This is a genomic window from Eubacterium ruminantium (genome assembly GCF_900167085.1).
In the GTDB taxonomy this organism is placed as follows: domain Bacteria; phylum Bacillota; class Clostridia; order Lachnospirales; family Lachnospiraceae; genus Eubacterium_Q; species Eubacterium_Q ruminantium.
The window spans coordinates 30692-47415 of the sequence record NZ_FUXA01000007.1 but is presented as its reverse complement, the minus strand read 5'-3'; the positions used below and the strand labels follow the sequence as shown (position 1 = coordinate 47415).

The 16724-nt window shown below is 37.5% G+C and carries 15 protein-coding genes; all 15 read left to right on the top strand.

Going from position 1 to position 16724, the window contains the following annotated elements; all coding sequences use genetic code 11:
- The 15 genes from B5D25_RS05815 (at window position 1) to B5D25_RS05745 (ending at window position 16629) form a co-directional block, all read left to right on the top strand.
- Window positions 1-1149, top strand: coding sequence for an ABC transporter permease (locus B5D25_RS05815; RefSeq protein ID WP_078787020.1), 1149 nt, complete (start codon window positions 1-3; stop codon window positions 1147-1149).
- Window positions 1136-2269: an ABC transporter permease gene (locus tag B5D25_RS05810; RefSeq protein WP_078787019.1), complete on the top strand. Its 1134-nt coding sequence runs from the start codon at window positions 1136-1138 to the stop codon at window positions 2267-2269. The genes B5D25_RS05815 and B5D25_RS05810 overlap by 14 nt, the downstream gene beginning before the upstream one ends.
- Before the next feature lie 12 nt (window positions 2270-2281).
- Complete coding sequence (locus B5D25_RS05805) at window positions 2282-3394, top strand: histidine kinase (protein ID WP_078787018.1); 1113 nt, start codon at window positions 2282-2284, stop codon at window positions 3392-3394.
- An 18-nt stretch (window positions 3395-3412) separates the two neighbouring features.
- Complete coding sequence (locus B5D25_RS05800; RefSeq protein ID WP_078787017.1) at window positions 3413-4036, top strand: response regulator; 624 nt, start codon at window positions 3413-3415, stop codon at window positions 4034-4036.
- 152 nt (window positions 4037-4188) lie between these two features.
- Complete coding sequence (locus B5D25_RS05795; protein ID WP_242870198.1) at window positions 4189-4905, top strand: ribonuclease domain-containing protein; 717 nt, start codon at window positions 4189-4191, stop codon at window positions 4903-4905.
- Between the two features lie 108 nt (window positions 4906-5013).
- Window positions 5014-5310 carry a barstar family protein gene (locus B5D25_RS05790; RefSeq protein WP_078787016.1) on the top strand — a complete coding sequence of 99 codons (297 nt, stop codon included), beginning with the start codon at window positions 5014-5016 and terminating at the stop codon, window positions 5308-5310.
- An 86-nt stretch (window positions 5311-5396) separates the two neighbouring features.
- Window positions 5397-5726 (top strand): hypothetical protein, encoded by a 330-nt coding sequence (locus B5D25_RS05785; protein WP_078787015.1) that lies wholly within the window; start codon window positions 5397-5399, stop codon window positions 5724-5726.
- Between the two features lie 17 nt (window positions 5727-5743).
- Window positions 5744-7036: a TIGR02452 family protein gene (locus B5D25_RS05780; protein ID WP_078787014.1), complete on the top strand. Its 1293-nt coding sequence runs from the start codon at window positions 5744-5746 to the stop codon at window positions 7034-7036.
- A 113-nt stretch (window positions 7037-7149) separates the two neighbouring features.
- Entirely contained in the window at window positions 7150-8187 is a 1038-nt protein-coding gene (gene gap / locus B5D25_RS05775; RefSeq protein ID WP_078787013.1) for a type I glyceraldehyde-3-phosphate dehydrogenase, read from the top strand.
- A gap of 261 nt (window positions 8188-8448) precedes the next feature.
- Complete coding sequence (locus B5D25_RS05770) at window positions 8449-9660, top strand: phosphoglycerate kinase (protein ID WP_078787012.1); 1212 nt, start codon at window positions 8449-8451, stop codon at window positions 9658-9660.
- Window positions 9661-9788: 128 nt separating this feature from the next.
- Window positions 9789-10535, top strand: a complete 747-nt coding sequence (gene tpiA, locus B5D25_RS05765; protein WP_078787011.1) for a triose-phosphate isomerase — start codon at window positions 9789-9791, stop codon at window positions 10533-10535.
- A gap of 69 nt (window positions 10536-10604) precedes the next feature.
- A complete protein-coding gene (locus B5D25_RS05760; RefSeq protein ID WP_159444092.1) occupies window positions 10605-12239 on the top strand; it encodes an AAA family ATPase in 1635 nt (544 codons plus the stop codon).
- Between the two features lie 57 nt (window positions 12240-12296).
- Window positions 12297-12686 carry a large conductance mechanosensitive channel protein MscL gene (mscL, locus tag B5D25_RS05755; protein WP_078787010.1) on the top strand — a complete coding sequence of 130 codons (390 nt, stop codon included), beginning with the start codon at window positions 12297-12299 and terminating at the stop codon, window positions 12684-12686.
- A gap of 636 nt (window positions 12687-13322) precedes the next feature.
- Entirely contained in the window at window positions 13323-15986 is a 2664-nt protein-coding gene (locus tag B5D25_RS05750; protein ID WP_078787009.1) for a translation factor GTPase family protein, read from the top strand.
- Between the two features lie 214 nt (window positions 15987-16200).
- Window positions 16201-16629 carry a CBS domain-containing protein gene (locus B5D25_RS05745; RefSeq protein WP_078787008.1) on the top strand — a complete coding sequence of 143 codons (429 nt, stop codon included), beginning with the start codon at window positions 16201-16203 and terminating at the stop codon, window positions 16627-16629.
- Window positions 16630-16724: the final 95 nt, after the last annotated feature.

The following is a 16724-nucleotide window of genomic DNA, read 5'->3' as shown; positions in this document are numbered from 1 at the left end:
ATGTTTCTTAATATTGTATCAAAACAATTGAAGATAGGAGTCAGAGATAAGGCTGCGATATTCTGGACACTTATGTTTCCTGTGATCCTCGGAACGCTGTTTTATATGGCTTTTGGTAAAATATTTGACTCCTATGTTGTTGAACCAATCAAGACGGCGGTTTATTTTGAAACAGACAATGAAGAAGTTAAAGAACACGTGACCGAAGTACTTGACAACATTAGGGTAAATGACAAGGAAGTTTTGGCGGCGACATATGATGAAGATTTAGAAAATGCACAGAAACTTCTTGAAGATGATAAGATCGGTGGAATCATTAAAGTTGCAGAAAATGGTAAATTTACAGTCGTAGTAAGAAGTAACGGAAATCAGGCAACAATGCTTGATATCATCACATCTACTTATAATGAACAGATTGATCTTATCCAGAAGGTTTCGGAAGAACATCCTGAAAAATTAAATGAAGTTTATGAAGGTATCAGCAAGAGAGTTGAATATTTAAATAATAAGGATCTTGCAGGTGAAAATAAGGATCCGTTCGTTCAGTATTTTTATAATATCATTGCGATGGCTGCACTCTTTTCATCATTTAACAGTGTGAGAATAGGAAACAACAGCCAGGCAAATATGTCGGCTGTGGGTGCAAGAACAAATGCATCTCCGGTTAACAGACTGGCATTTCAGCTCGGAAGTTTAATTGCATCATTTATAGTTCAGACAGTAGTAAACTGTGTTGCATTATCATATATCATTTTTGTTTTAAATATTAAATTCGGAGGAAATATCTTTATCATTTATGCAACCACTGTTCTTGCAACACTTTGTGGTTTGGCTCTCGGATTTTTAGTAGGAAATATAGGAAGTGCTAACAGAGATAAGAAAGAAAGTTTTCTGTCAGCAGTAAGCCTTATAAGCTGTGCACTTTCAGGACTTATGTACGGTGATATGAAAGTAGTGCTTTTGGAAAAGGCACCGATCGTAAATAAGATCAATCCGGCAGCGGTAATATCGGATGCTTTCTATTCATTAAATATGTTTGGCGCAGGAAGTAGATTTTTCCAGTGCATTATCTCATTAATCATTATGTCGGCAGTAATGATAATAGGAGCGATAATCTTCGGAAGGAGGAACAGTTATGACAGTCTTTAAATCGTATTTCAAGGTTTTAAAAAGCTTCAAAGTTTCAATAGCGATTTATCTTTTGATATCTGTTACTGTTATACTTATTCTTACAGGAATGGGTTCAAACCAAGATGAAGCATATTCGGCAGTCAGCCACGGACTCGTAATCGTTGATAATGATAAATCGGAAGTTTCAAAGGTATTGATTGATTTTCTTGGAGAATTCAATGAGATTAAAGAAAAGGATTATTCAAAAGAAGAGATCGTAGATCTTATGTATTACACAAAGATATCTAACTATATTGTGATTCCTGAAGGATTTGGCGACAGTGTACTTAACGGTGATGGTTCTTTGAAGATAGATAGTACCAAAGATGCAGGAAGCAGAATGGGATATCTTATCGATGCAGAGATTGAAAATTATATAAATCTTTTCAAGAATTACTATAAGGGCGGTTTCAGTATAGAAGAAGCAGCAAAACTTTCCACAGAATCATATAAAAATAATTCGTCAGTTTCAATAATGGAAAAAAGTGATAATGAAGAAGTTTTCTTTAATGCATTTGTAATGCTTCCATATGGTTTGATGACTATAATTCTTTCAGCTATCCTTCCTGTTATTTTGAAAATGGGAAGCCAAAAGATTGATAAGAGATCCAATATTTCATCAATGCCAAGAGTTAAAAGACAGTTTATGATAACAGCGGCAACAGTTGTTGTAACTGTTTTCGTAGATATATTCCTCATTGTAATAGGTTCGGTGATCGATAAAGAATCATTTACAGACAGATGGTGGCTTATGGTAAGCAATATCTGCGTACTCAGCGTAACAATGACTATGTTTGTAATAGCAGTTTCAAATCTTGGACTTAAAGAAAGAACAGTTCCTGCATTTACAAATGTTATATCACTTTCATTCTGCTTCCTCGGAGGAATATTCGTTCCGCTTGAGATGCTTGGAGGAATGGCAAAAACCCTCGGAAGATTCGTTCCTACATTTTGGTATTCAAGAGCTGTTGAAAAGATACAGAACGGCGGCGATTTCGGAGATATAGCAAATTTCCTGTTGATTCAGTTGTTATTTGGGGTTATGGTTATGACAGTAGGACTTGCTATAGGGAAAGCCAAAATGCAAAAGAGTGAGTAAAAAGGTGTAGATTTGAAGACATTACTTGATAAGGTAATATTAATATTATTAGCAGCTTTCGTTTTTGTGAAGCACTTTAAGGATATGCAGCTTGTGATCATGATATTTGTCATGGTCACGGCTGCTTTCCTGACGTCATATTTAAGGATGATCGGAAATAAATTCAGTCTTATTAATAAGATTTTCGTCCTGATAGCAGCTTCGATTTGTATCTTCATTCCGAAGGCTGTATTTATTTTGCCTATAATTATATATGAAGCATATTTTGACCGACATTATGGTGCCGGTCTGATTTCATTTGTGGCAATAATAAATGCTTTTAATTTATTTCAGCCCCAGGAGATCATATACATTACTTTTATCATGATCCTGGCCGGATATATGGCATATAAGACAGATGTCATCGATAAAAATCGAATACATATAAAGAAGATAAGAGATGAGGGTGAGATTAAAAATGAATTGCTGAAACATCAGAATATCATTATTCTCGAAGAGCAGGACAAGAATATATATACTGCGCAGCTTGCGGAAAGAAACCGTATCGCCAGGGAGATACATGACAACGTGGGTCACATGCTCAGCAGGTCCCTCCTTCAGGTAGGTGCTATGATGGTGGTTCATAAGGAAGAGGCTATTTCACAGGAGCTTAAAGATCTTAGAAATACGCTGGACACAGCCATGAATAATATTCGTGAGAGTGTCCATGATATACGAGATGACGCCATTGATATAGAAATATCCGTAAATGAAATGTTAAAACCGCTTGAATCCAAGTTTAATTTAAATTTTGAGTGCGATGTTGAAAATGATAATATGTCTAAAGAGATAAAATATGCTATCATAAACATTGTCAAGGAAGCGGTTTCGAATATAATCAAATATAGCGATAATGATTCGGTTGATATTAGGATTGATGAACATCCGTCCATGTATCAGATTATCGTTCGGGATTATGATTCTTTGGGGCATTCCAAAGACAGTGAAGGTGAAGAGGTTGAAATTGATCATAGAGGAATGGGGTTGGACAATATAATCAAACGTGCCGAGCAATTTAATGGTCAAGCATATTTCACCAAGGGTAATGGTTTCAGAGTGTTTGTACGTTTGGGGAAAAATATATAAACATAAGAGAGGGCTGAAATGAAAATACTAGTTGTTGATGATGATAATCTTGTGGCTATGAGTCTGAAAACCATATTATCTTCCGATAGTGAGATTGAGGTTGTTGGAACAGGTAATAGTGGAGAAGACGCAATAAAACTTTATGAGGAATATAAACCTGATTTGCTGCTTATGGACATCAGGATGAAAGGCATGTCCGGTTTAGAGGCGGGAACAGAGATTATTTCCAAAAATCCGGATGCCAAGATACTTTATTTAACAACTTTTAATGATGATGAATATATTGTAAGCGCCATTAATCTTGGAGCTAAAGGATATATCATTAAGCAGGATTTTGATGGAATAATACCGGCGGTGAAGCTTGTTTGTCAGGGTCAGTGCGTATTTGGAAATGGAATTACCCAGAGGCTTCCGGAAATGATCAAGAAAAATGGCGGATCATTTGACTATGCAAGCTATGGTATAACGCCTCAGGAAAAAGAGATAATAGAGGAAGTTGCAAATGGACTTTCCAATAAGGAGATAGCCGATAAGCTTTTCCTTTCCGAAGGTACAGTCAGAAATTATCTGAGTAACATCTTGAGAAAACTCGACATAAGAGATAGGACAAATCTCGCAATATTTTATTATCAGAATAAATAATCTAAGTTTGGTATGGCTGTTCTTAAATAACCCGACAGAATGATTACTTACAGCGATAAGACAATTTCAAAATTTTCGGAGTAACATGAGCTTTTCGACAGTCAAGTTTTTGCGACAGCCATATTGGATTTACAGATTCGGGAGAGATAGAAATGAATGGTTTTATGAATAAGATAATGAGAAGGAATAAAAGGATATTTGCAGTTATTATGCTCCTTCTCATGGTGGTCACATCATTTTACGGATGCGGAAAGAAGGATAAGAAAAAGCCTTCGGGAGAGATAAAAACAACAGCTTCTCAGAATGTTACAGAAGAGAACAGTGCCGGAAAGAAGAGTACTGAAGAGAATGGTACCGGAAAATCAAAATCAGAAAATGGTACCGAAGATAAAAGTGCTGAAGAAAAAAAGCAAGAGGCTTCGACAGTAAATAATTCGGAATCTGTAATCAGCACCGAAGATAAGAGTACAACAGAAGTATCATCTGTAACAGAGAAATCATCCGCGACAGAAGAGGAGTCTCTCGACAGAAATGGATCATATTATTCAAAAGATGAAGTAGCCTTATATATTCATTTATACAATGAACTTCCGGATAATTTTATCACCAAAAAGGAAGCAAAGAATCTTGGATGGAGCGGCGGCGTTCTTGAGGATTATGCTCCGGGAAAGGCTATAGGCGGTGACAGATTCGGTAATTACGAAGGGCTTTTACCTGAAAAAAGCGGAAGAAGTTATACTGAATGTGACATCGATACCAAAGGTAAGAAAAGAGGAGCCAAAAGAATAGTTTTCTCAAATGACGGCCTGATTTATTATACCGATGATCATTATGAAAGCTTCACACTTTTATATGGGGAAGAAAACTAACCTGTACATCAAGTGATTTATGTGTGTGATATCGATAATAACCGCGTGACATCAAATAATATACGTGACCGGATGCCAGGATATTGATGGGAATAATAAGGAGACGGGATGGAATCATTTAACTTGGATTATGATGATATAAAACTTATCGATCTCGAAGGAGTAGCTGATAAGGTTGAATTGCATAGAAGAATCAGAGAAAAGATAGGGGAAGAAGATTATTACGGAAATAATCTGGACAGCCTTTATGATGCTTTATCTGACATCTTCGAAAAGGCACTTATTGTATTTTATAATACACAAAAAATAGACTCGGAAATGGAAGATTATATACATCGTCTGACAATTGTGTGTGACGATGTAACAAGTGAAAAAGATAATATTTCAATAGCGTTTATTGATTGATTTTTTGGCTGTAAATTGGTAAAATGTATATACAGTTTTCTCTTGGGGGAGAGAAGTGAAAATCTTATAAAAAAGGGGTGTTAAATATGGCAGATGAAATTGTAAGATTTGACGAATTGCCTTCTATCAAGAGAGGTTACATTGAAGGACTGAAATACTATTACAGCATTATTCAATTAAATCAGAAATCGATCGCTGAATACAAGGACATAAGCCAAAGTATTAAGCAATTTGGCTATGAACTCGAAAAGCTTAATCAGAATGCCAATGCTGCATCGGTAGAAGCGCTTTCTATTATCAATGAGGACTTCTATCCGAATGGAAAGATGCATTCGGTATTTAAAGCACTTAAGCTTGAAGTGGCGTTAGATGGAATAAGCGAATGCCTCATGTACCTAAAAAAGAAGACATATTAAAGGGGTAGTTTTATTAAATGGATATAAGAGAGATAAATGCAGGGGTTTTTAAAGATACGGTTGAATTTTATTCGACGGAGAAAACCTTATACGCAGAAACGGTTAGCAGTGTAAACAGAACAAGACTTTATGCAGAGGATGAGTATCCTGTGATAAACAGGGTGAATGCCGAAGAGAGTAAAGTCAGAGTCAGTAAGAAGAGAAGTTTTGAAGCGGCTATGGATATATGCCAGGCATTTCCGAATAAAAAGGTTGCTGTTTTGAATTTTGCTTCAGCTGTTAATCCGGGTGGTGGAGTCGTAGGAGGAAGTTCAGCTCAGGAAGAAGCTCTTTGCAGATGCTCCAATCTATATCCGACATTGAACCAGAAATGGTTAATTGATGCATTTTACAATCAGAACAGGCTTTCAAATAATCCGATACATACGGATGCGGTGATATATTCACCGGACATAGTCATTTGTAAGTCGGATGATGAGTATCCCGAAAGATTACCTAAGAACAAGTGGTGTACAGTCGATGTAATCAGTTCGGCCGCTCCGGATCTTAGAGGAATACCTTACAACAGTTTAGAATCCAACAATGGATACGGGATACATCTGTCTGAAGAAGAGTTATACAGGATACATTTAAAAAGAGCGAGACATATTCTTACCATTGCTGTAGCAAATGGCGTGAAGGCTATAGTGTTGGGGGCCTTTGGTTGCGGAGTTTTTGGAAATGATCCGGAAATCGTATCGGAAGCGTTCAGAAAAGCAACCGAGGAGTTTATCGGCTGTTTTGATATTATCGAATATGCGGTCTACTGCAAAGAATATGAAACGGAAAATTATGAAATTTTCAGAGATGCTCTTGATGGTCTTTCAGCAGATTTAGGAAAGTCTGAACCTGATTTGGGTTTCGTGAAAGGTATTGCGGAGGATGATGAATCATACGATGAGTTTGATGATGATCCTGATGATTTCTCTGAGGAGAATTTAAGCAATTCTGGAAAGAGTGCAGTTGATGAAGGTTATACAGAATGTGTTGATACAGACGATACGTGGACCCGGGAATTTAAACCGGGGGACATCGTCAGACATTTCAAGAGAGAGTTATTGTCGGAAGAGGATGCAGCGAAGAATTTATATTTGTATCAGATAATCGGCACGGCTATTCATTCCGAAACAAGGGAGAAGCTTATTGTTTATCAGGCGTTATATGATGATTTTCAGTTGTATTGCAGGCCTTATATGATGTTCGTAAGTAAGGTGGATAAAGTGAAATATCCTGATATTAAGCAGAAATACAGGTTTGAAAAATTAGGCTGATTTTTTCTCTTGAAATTTGATAACGTAAAGGTTATTATATCTCTGTGATACTTTTCACGAAATCTTACTGCTTTTTGCAGTATATATTATAAAATCTAGGAGGATTTAAAAACATGGCAGTAAAAGTAGCAATCAATGGATTTGGTCGTATAGGACGTCTTGCTTTCAGACAGATGTTTGATGCAGAAGGATATGAGGTAGTTGCAATCAACGATCTTACAAAGCCTTCAATGCTCGCTCAGCTTCTTAAGTACGATACAGCACAGGGTGGATTCGCTGGTGTTATCGGACAGAACCTTCATACAGTTTCAGCTGATGATGAAGCTAATACGATCACAGTTGATGGAAAGACATTAAAGATTTATAAGGAAGCAGATGCAAATAACTGTCCATGGGGAGAGCTTGACGTTGATGTTGTTCTTGAGTGTACAGGTTTCTACTGCTCAAAAGATAAGTCACAGGCTCATATCAATGCAGGTGCTAAGAAGGTTGTTATCTCAGCTCCAGCAGGAAATGATCTTAAGACAATCGTTTACTCAGTTAACGAAAATACACTTACAGCAGATGATCAGATTATCTCAGCTGCTTCATGTACAACAAACTGCCTTGCACCTATGGCTAAGGCACTTAATGATTATGCACCAATTCAGAGTGGTATCATGAGCACAATTCATGCTTATACAGGTGATCAGATGATCCTTGACGGACCACACAGAAAGGGTGATCTTAGAAGAGCACGTGCTGGTGCTGCTAACATCGTTCCTAACTCAACAGGTGCTGCTAAGGCTATCGGTCTTGTTATCCCTGAGCTTAACGGAAAGCTTATCGGATCTGCACAGAGAGTTCCTGTTCCAACAGGTTCTACAACAATCCTTACAGCTGTAGTTAAGGGAGCAGATGTAACAGTTGATGGTATCAACGCTGCAATGAAGGCTGCTGCTTCTGAATCATTTGGTTACAATGAGGATCAGATCGTTTCTTCTGACGTTATCGGAATGAGATTTGGTTCACTCTTTGATGCTACACAGACAATGGTTTCTAAGATTGCTGATGATCTTTACGAAGTACAGGTTGTTTCTTGGTATGATAACGAGAACTCATACACAAGCCAGATGGTTAGAACAATCAAGTATTTCGCTGAGTTAAACTAATTTTAGTTTGATTAATAGCGGTCACTAAACCATGTCGGATTTTTTAATCTGACTCCGTGGAATTAACTCGGGTCCGGTTTTCATGACCGGACCCGTTTTTTTAACATTAAAGGAAACATGGTTTCCAAACAATCAGATCTTACTACAGATAGGTTAGGGATTTGTGTGTATATATACCTCTTTATGATATAAAGGGGTGGATATACACACGAATCGTTACGACTATACGTGGGAGATTAATAATTAAAAGGAGATATAAAGATGTCACTTAATAAGAAATCAGTTGATGATATCAATGTTAAGGGCCAGAGAGTCCTCGTAAGATGCGATTTTAACGTACCTCTTAAGAATGGAGTTATAACAGACGAGAATAGACTTGTTGCAGCTCTTCCAACAATCAAGAAACTTATTGCAGATGGAGGAAAGATTATTCTTTGCTCACACCTCGGAAAAGTTAAGACAGAAGAAGATAAACTTACAAAGACACTTGCACCTGTTGCAGTACGTCTTTCAGAACTTCTTGGACAGGAAGTTAAGTTTGTTGCAAATCCTGAAGTTGTAGGACCAAACGTTGTTGAAGCAGTTAATGCAATGAAAGATGGAGAAGTTATCCTTCTTGAGAATACAAGATTCAGAGCAGAAGAGACAAAGAACGGAGAAGCATTCTCTAAGGATCTTGCTTCAATCTGCGATGTATTCGTAAATGACGCATTTGGTACAGCTCACAGAGCTCACTGCTCAAATGTTGGTGTTACTCAGTATGTTGATACTGCAGTTGTTGGATATCTTATGCAGAAGGAAATCGATTTCCTTGGAAATGCTGTAGAGAATCCTGTTAGACCATTCGTAGCTATCCTCGGTGGTGCTAAGGTTGCTGATAAGCTTAATGTTATCTCTAACCTCCTTGAGAAGTGTGATACACTTATCATCGGTGGTGGTATGGCTTATACATTCCTTAAGGCTCAGGGTAAGGAAGTTGGTCTTTCACTTGTTGATGATACAAAGATCGATTATTGTAAAGAAATGATCGAGAAGGCAGAAAAGCTTGGTAAGAAGCTTCTCCTTCCAATCGATACAGTTGTTGGTGATGGTTTCCCTGATCCAATCGATGGACCTATCGAAGTTGAGACAGTTCCTTCAAATGCAATTCCTGCAAATAAGGAAGGTCTTGATATCGGTGAGAAGACAAGAGCACTCTTCGCTGAAGCTGCTAAGACAGCTAAGACAGTTGTTTGGAATGGACCTATGGGTGTATTCGAGAACCCAACTCTTGCAAAGGGTACTATTGCAGTAGCAGAAGCTCTTGCAGCAACAGATGCTACAACTATCATCGGTGGTGGAGATTCAGCAGCAGCTTGTAATCAGCTTGGATTCGGCGATAAGATGAGCCACATCTCTACAGGTGGTGGTGCTTCACTTGAATTCCTTGAAGGTAAGGAACTTCCTGGTGTAGCAGCAGCTAACAACAAATAATTTTTCAATTTAAAGATTGGATTACTTACAAAAGCATACATGGCGTACTTTTTTGAGTACGCCGTCGCATGCTTTTTGCTGTACTTCAAAGGGTTTTAAGAAAATTATTAGCATAAGGAGAACTAAAAATGTCTAGACGTAAGATTATCGCAGGAAACTGGAAGATGAATATGACTCCATCACAGGCAGTTAAGCTTGTAGATGAGTTAAAGGACCTTGTTGTAAATGATGCAGTTGACGTAGTTTATTGTGTACCTGCTATTGATATCGTTCCTGTTGTTGAAGCAGTTAAGGGAACAAATGTTAAAGTTGGTGCTGAAAATATGTATTTCGAAGATAAGGGTGCTTACACAGGAGAAATCTCAGCAGAAATGCTTAAGGATGCAGGTGTAGAGTATGTTATCATCGGACATTCAGAGAGACGTGATTATTTCAAGGAATGTGACTGTGTGCTTAACAAGAAGGTTAAGAAAGCAATCGAGTCAGGACTTACACCAATCCTTTGCTGTGGTGAATCACTTGAGCAGAGAGAAATGGGTGTAACAATGGACTGGATCAGACTTCAGATTAAGTCAGATCTTAAAGATGTTGCAGCTGATGATGTTAAGAATATGGTTATCGCTTACGAACCAATCTGGGCTATCGGAACAGGAAAAACTGCTACAACAGAGCAGGCTGAAGAAGTTTGTAAGGGAATTCGTGACTGTATAGCAGAGATTTATGATGTAGCTACTGCAGAAGCTGTTCGTATTCAGTACGGCGGATCTGTAAATGCAGGAAATGCTGCAGAGCTTTTCGCTCAGCCTGATATCGATGGAGGTCTTGTTGGAGGAGCTTCACTTAAGGCTGATTTTGGAAAGATTGTTAATTACTAATTATGTAATGTTTTTTGATACAGCGGCTATAAAAGTATTTTTATTGCGAACTGTGGCAGGGTGAAGACTATGGAAATAAAAAATCTTAAAAGTATAATTTCGGAATGTATATTATATGCAGATGACATTAGCAACGATTCAAATATTTATCCTGAAGGTTCTAAGATGCCTCTTAAGGATCTTCTTAGATACGATATGCTGATGTTCCTTGGATATTTATATGATCCAGAAGCACAAATGATCGCAGATCAGGTTGAATTCATTAGAGTTAACCTTAGAATGGTTATTTCAGAAGAGAAGTTCGTTGAATTCGTTGAGAATAAGTGTAACGATCCTGAATTCCTTTCTATGCAGCCTAGATCACTCGTCTTCTTCATTGATGTGGATAAGATGAACAATGAACGTTCAGAGCTCAGCGTTTCTAAGTCAAAATTCGTTGTTGACTGCTTTAGAAAACTGGGTGAAGGCTTCATTAATTATGATGATGTAAGTAATGAGATCAAAGAAAGATTATCATCTTACATGCAGTTCCTTTATGATACTCTTATCGAAGAGGGTGTAATGAAGGAAAGAAGACTTAAGCCTCGTGAAGAGTCACAGGCTCCAAAGATAAATCCTATCGAGGATAAGAACAGAGAGCCTGTTAAATCTAAGACTGTTTCAACATTCGATGCTGCAACAGGAAAGTTTGTTACTAAAGAGAAGATCATGAGTTCCGGATATAATCTTATCAAGAAGAGAGCCGATGATGTATCTCAGTATGCAAACTTCATTTCTGAGGAAGATAAGGACTCTACAAAGCGTGGTAAGAATAAGGTCGGAGCAAACCGTCATGATGGATTCTCAGATGACGTAGAGCTTTCACTTGATGACCTTATCAAGAAGCTTAAAGATCTTACAGGTCTTGATGACGTTAAGCAGGATGTTCTTCATCTTGTAAATATTATCAAGGTTCGTAAGCTTCGTGAGATGAAGGGATATAGAGTTCCTGAGATGTCATTCCACCTTGTATTTACAGGTAATCCTGGTACAGGTAAGACAACAGTCGCACGTCTTATTGCGAGAATATATAAACAGCTCGGCGTTGTTAGCCGTGGACAGTTCGTTGAAGTAGACCGTTCAGGTCTTGTAGACCATTCTCCTGGTGGTACAGCTATCAAGACAACTGCTGTTATCGATAAAGCTATCGGTGGTATCCTTTTCCTTGATGAGGCATATACCCTCACAAACTACAAGGATGTAGGAGACTACGGACAGGAAGCAGTTGATACACTCCTGAAACGTATGGAAGATGACCGTGATGACCTCATCGTTATCGTTGCCGGATATACTGATAGAATGCATGAGTTCATTGAATCAAACCCTGGTCTTCGTTCACGTTTCAACAAGTATATTTTCTTTAGAGATTACAAGAGCTCAGAGCTTATGACAATCTTCAAACTTATGTGTAAAGAAAATGATTATGTTCTTACAGATAATGCTGCATTTATTGCAGAAACATATCTTAGAGGACTTGCAGATGAGAAGACTGAAAACTTCGCTAATGCCCGTCTCGTACGTAACTATTTCGAGCGTTGTGTAGACAGACAGGCTACTCGTATCTGTGATGATGCTGATATTAACGAAGACGATCTTGTAACCTTTATACGTGAAGATATGATCGAAGGCGGTGCAGTTGGACAGATTGGTAAGGAAGAGTTTTAATCGAATCCTCAATTTACAACATGCAGCTTAGATAAAATATTATATGTGGAGGAAGATATGAAGAAGTTTTTAAAAGAGTTCAAAGAATTTGCTCTTAAGGGCAATGTAATGGACCTTGCAATCGGCATGATCATTGGTGGTGCATTTTCTTCAATAGTTGCATCTTTGACAGATAACATCATCAACCCAATAGTAGGATGCTTCGTTGCAGGCGGTCTTAATGGATGGACAGTAACAGTAGGTAAAGCGCAACTTGGAATCGGAGCATTCATAATGGCTGTGGTTAACTTTATCATCTTAGCCTTTGTGTTATTCTTAATGCTTAAAGGTATGAATAAGATGTTAAGTTTGCGCAAGAAAGAAGAAGAGGCTGCTGCTCCTGCAGAACCATCTGCTGAAGAAAAGCTTCTTACTGAGATAAGAGATCTTCTTAAAGATAAACAGTAAATATATATTTATTGAAGGTTTAACCCCTGTGTGATTTACACAGGGGTTTTATCATTTGAGTCAAAATGCTTATTGCCCTTACTTTGTGGTTCAAGTATAATTTTAATATATATATTTATTAATCGGTACACACGTTGATTCGAGTGCGTCTTAATGACTCATATGTAAATGGACTTGAGGTCGATAATTCATATGTAGATTAATTTGCAGTCGATTGATTAATATGTAATTTCCGGTCGGATAATCTATATGTTGAGTAAATGGTGACGGATAGATTATAATCAAAGCAAATCATAACGGAATATATTGTGATTAGAGTGATAACGGAATAGATTGTGACCAGAGTAATTCATAACGGAATAGATTATGATCAGAGTAATTCATGACGGTATAGATTGTGACCAGAGTAATTCATGACGGAATAGATTGTGATCAAAGTAAAGTATGATGGGATAGATGACAATTATTGTGGATGCATTTGGCATAGATAATATTCCATAAAATATTCCGAATCAGTAAAAAAGTTAATAGATATATAACTGATGTAGAAGATGGACTGTGAAAAGATAGAGTGAAAAGATAGAGTGAAAAGATAGAATATAATAAGACAGATTAAAAAAGATTTGAGATAGATAGATGAAGAAAATTTCAGTAGGCATACTCGCTCATGTGGACGCGGGAAAGACAACATTATCAGAAAGTATCTTGTACAACTCAGGTACGATCAGAAATATGGGAAGGGTAGATAATAAAGATGCATTTCTCGATACTGATGCCATGGAGAAAGATAGAGGTATAACAATTTTCTCCAAGCAGGCTGTATTTGATTGGAAAGATACGCAGTTTACACTTATAGATACGCCGGGACATGAGGACTTTGTCGCAGAAACCGAAAGAGTTCTTGGGGTCATAGACTATGCCATTTTACTGATAAATGCAGCTGATGGAGTTACAGCGCATACCGAAACATTATTTAGACTTTTGGAAAAATATGCGGTTCCGACAGTGGTATTTGTCAACAAAATGGACTATGCAACCGTGACACAGGAGCAGATGATAAATGAATTAAACAGTAATCTTTCCGAAGGTTTTGCGGTATATGATGAAAAATGGAAAGATGGAATTAATGATTCCGATGAGGCTGAGAGTATAGCGGTTTTATCTGAAGATGTACTGGAAGAATACTTGGAAACGGGCAATGTATCATTTGAGAATATCAAAGATATGGTCATTGATAGAAAGCTTTTTCCATGCTTCTTCGGTTCGGCTTTAAAGAATCAGGGTGTTACAGAGTTTATGGATGCCGTTTCGATACTTACGGTTGAACAGGACTATCCTGACACATTTGGTGCGCGCGTATTTAAGATATCAAGAGACGAGAAGAAGAACAGACTGACATTTATGAAGATTACCGGAGGAAAACTTTCTGTGAGACAGGAAATTCTTATGGGAGAGAAGGTTGATCAGATCAGAGTTTATTCCGGAGCAAAATATTCTACTAAAAGCATGGCTGAAAAAGGTGATATTATAGCTGTTACCGGACTTGTTAGTACTTATCCCGGACAAGCTATAGGATTTGAGGAAAATGATTATCTTCCGATACTCAGCCCGCTTCTCAGTTATAGAATTATTTTGCCTGAAGATATGTCTGTTGAGAGATTTCTTCCTATGCTCAGAGAGATAGCTGACGAGGAGCCGCTCATCAATATTGACAGTGATGAAAAAGGTTCTGACATCAAGATAAGTATTATGGGAGAAGTCCAGCTGGAAATTCTGGAGAGACAGCTTCTTGAGAGGTTTAATGTAAAGGTTTCTTTTGATTCAGGAAAGGTTTTATTTAAAGAAACCATCAAAAATGCAGTGTACGGCGTAGGACATTATGAGCCTTTAAGACATTATGCGGAAGTTCATTTACTCCTGAGACCTTTACCTCCGGGAAGTGGTATAGTTATTGACTCGGAAGTAAGTGTTAATGATCTTGCAATGTCTTACCAGAATGAAATCATTTCATCTATAAGAGGTGCTGCCCAGAGAGGAAGCTTGCGAGGTGTCATTGCCGGACTCAGAGTAACTGATATTAGAGTTACCCTTGTTGCGGGCAAAATCCATCTTAAACATACAGAAGGAGGAGACCTCAGAGAAGCATCCATAAGAAGTTTCAGAGCGGCTCTCATAAGCGGAGAGGAAGCCGGAAATAATATCCTTCTCGAGCCATTCATGAAATTCAGAATCAATCTGCCTGATAATTCCGTGGGCAGGATCATGAATGATATAAATGAAATGGGCGGTAAATCTGAGCTTAAGAAGATGGAGAATCAGAAAGCTTTGATAGAAGGAATCGCTCCTGTTAGATTGATAAGAAATTATCAGGCGGACCTTACAGCATATACTCATGGTTCAGGTAAATTCAGCATTGTTGAGGAGATGTATCTTCCAAGTGGTGAACAGGAGAAGATTAGGGAAGATGAAAGTCTTATTAATGTAAATTATAAACCTGAAAATGACAGAAGAGCTCCGGTCGGATCGGTATTTTGTTCCGGAGGTTCGGGATACTACGTTGATTGGCGTGAGGCTATGGATATATGCCATTTGGAAAAGAAGATCCGAAATTATGAGGAGTTAAAATGGCTTTATCCTAAGGCTGATTCGGTTAATACATCAACTTCAGGCTCGAAAGAAAAAGAAGCAAAAGGTTTTTCTTACGATATGGCAATCGGCGTCGATGAGATAGATGCTATTTTGAATAGAGCCTTAAGTGCTAATAAGAAATCGGATCCATTTGTGAAGAGAAAATATCATCTTACAAAGAGGACATTTTCAGCTGAAACAACCGGCGTAAAATCAACAGCTAAGGGTGTTATAAGGAAGAATTATCTACTCGTTGACGGATATAATATCATACACAGGTGGGATTCGCTAAAGGGCCTTGTAAATGATAATATGCTTGGGGCGAGAATGAAACTCCTGGATATTATGTCCAATTACCAGGCAATCAGGAATACCGAGGTGGTTGTGGTGTTTGATGCTTATAACGTGCCGGGAGATCAGCCGAGAATAGACAAATATCAGAATATAAATGTCGTTTATACAAAGGAAGCAGAGACGGCCGATCAATATATTGCCAAGTTTACGAATGAAAATGTTTCTACCATGAATATTACCGTTGCTACATCGGACTTCATGGTTCAGCTTATTATACGAGGCGCCGGTGCTGTGCTTATGTCAGCAACCGAGCTTGAAAAGGAAATCGAGATGGCTTCGAAGGAGCTGAGAGAACAATATAATATCGAATACGAGTAAAAAATTGAATACGAGTAAAAAATTGAATACCAGTAAAATATCGTATACGAGTAAAATATTGAATACGAGTAAATATTGAATACGAGTAAAATATCGAATACGAGTAAAACATCGAATACAAGTAAAATATTGAATACGAGTAAATATTGAATACGAGTAAAATATTGAATACGTATATATTATCGAACGTAAATAATAAAACGGAGGGAACAATATGAACATTTCATTTTTTATTCAGCCTAAAATATATGTTGCCCATCTTTATGAGGATTTTACTATAAGGCAGGGGATGGAAACCATGAAATATCACGGTTATTCAGCAATTCCTGTGTTAAATAGAGAAAATGAATATCTTGGAACCATAAGTGAAGGAGATTTTCTGTGGACTATATGTAATTTCGAAACTCTTGATATAATGGAAAGATCGCCGGTATCTCTGGAAAATCTCAGAATTGCAGATATTAATTTTAGAAGAAATTATCCGGCGGTAACTATAGATACATCTATGGAAGAACTGGTTGAAAGAGCAATGAATCAGAACTTCGTACCGGTTGTGGATGATAGAAATGTATTTATAGGAATTATCACACGTAAGGACATAATAAAATACCTGCAAAGTACAGCTCTGAAAAAAGAGGAATAGCGATTGGTGCATTACGATATTATTAAAAAATAAAAAAGTGATTGATTAATTATTTTAACTATGTTATTATCACAAAGTGTGTTTATGCATTATTT

Excerpts from the sequence above, each read along its gene's own strand:
- mscL (WP_078787010.1), top strand. The coding sequence starts at position 12,297 with ATGAAGAAGTTTTTAAAAGAGTTCAAAGAATTTGCTCTTAAGGGCAAT.
- gap (WP_078787013.1), top strand. The coding sequence starts at position 7,150 with ATGGCAGTAAAAGTAGCAATCAATGGATTTGGTCGTATAGGACGTCTT.
- B5D25_RS05790 (WP_078787016.1), top strand. The coding sequence starts at position 5,014 with ATGGAATCATTTAACTTGGATTATGATGATATAAAACTTATCGATCTC.
- B5D25_RS05785 (WP_078787015.1), top strand. The coding sequence starts at position 5,397 with ATGGCAGATGAAATTGTAAGATTTGACGAATTGCCTTCTATCAAGAGA.
- B5D25_RS05760 (WP_159444092.1), top strand. The coding sequence starts at position 10,605 with ATGGAAATAAAAAATCTTAAAAGTATAATTTCGGAATGTATATTATAT.
- B5D25_RS05800 (WP_078787017.1), top strand. The coding sequence starts at position 3,413 with ATGAAAATACTAGTTGTTGATGATGATAATCTTGTGGCTATGAGTCTG.
- B5D25_RS05795 (WP_242870198.1), top strand. The coding sequence starts at position 4,189 with ATGAATGGTTTTATGAATAAGATAATGAGAAGGAATAAAAGGATATTT.
- B5D25_RS05770 (WP_078787012.1), top strand. The coding sequence starts at position 8,449 with ATGTCACTTAATAAGAAATCAGTTGATGATATCAATGTTAAGGGCCAG.
- B5D25_RS05815 (WP_078787020.1), top strand. The coding sequence starts at position 1 with ATGTTTCTTAATATTGTATCAAAACAATTGAAGATAGGAGTCAGAGAT.
- B5D25_RS05745 (WP_078787008.1), top strand. The coding sequence starts at position 16,201 with ATGAACATTTCATTTTTTATTCAGCCTAAAATATATGTTGCCCATCTT.
- B5D25_RS05810 (WP_078787019.1), top strand. The coding sequence starts at position 1,136 with ATGACAGTCTTTAAATCGTATTTCAAGGTTTTAAAAAGCTTCAAAGTT.
- B5D25_RS05750 (WP_078787009.1), top strand. The coding sequence starts at position 13,323 with ATGAAGAAAATTTCAGTAGGCATACTCGCTCATGTGGACGCGGGAAAG.
- B5D25_RS05780 (WP_078787014.1), top strand. The coding sequence starts at position 5,744 with ATGGATATAAGAGAGATAAATGCAGGGGTTTTTAAAGATACGGTTGAA.
- tpiA (WP_078787011.1), top strand. The coding sequence starts at position 9,789 with ATGTCTAGACGTAAGATTATCGCAGGAAACTGGAAGATGAATATGACT.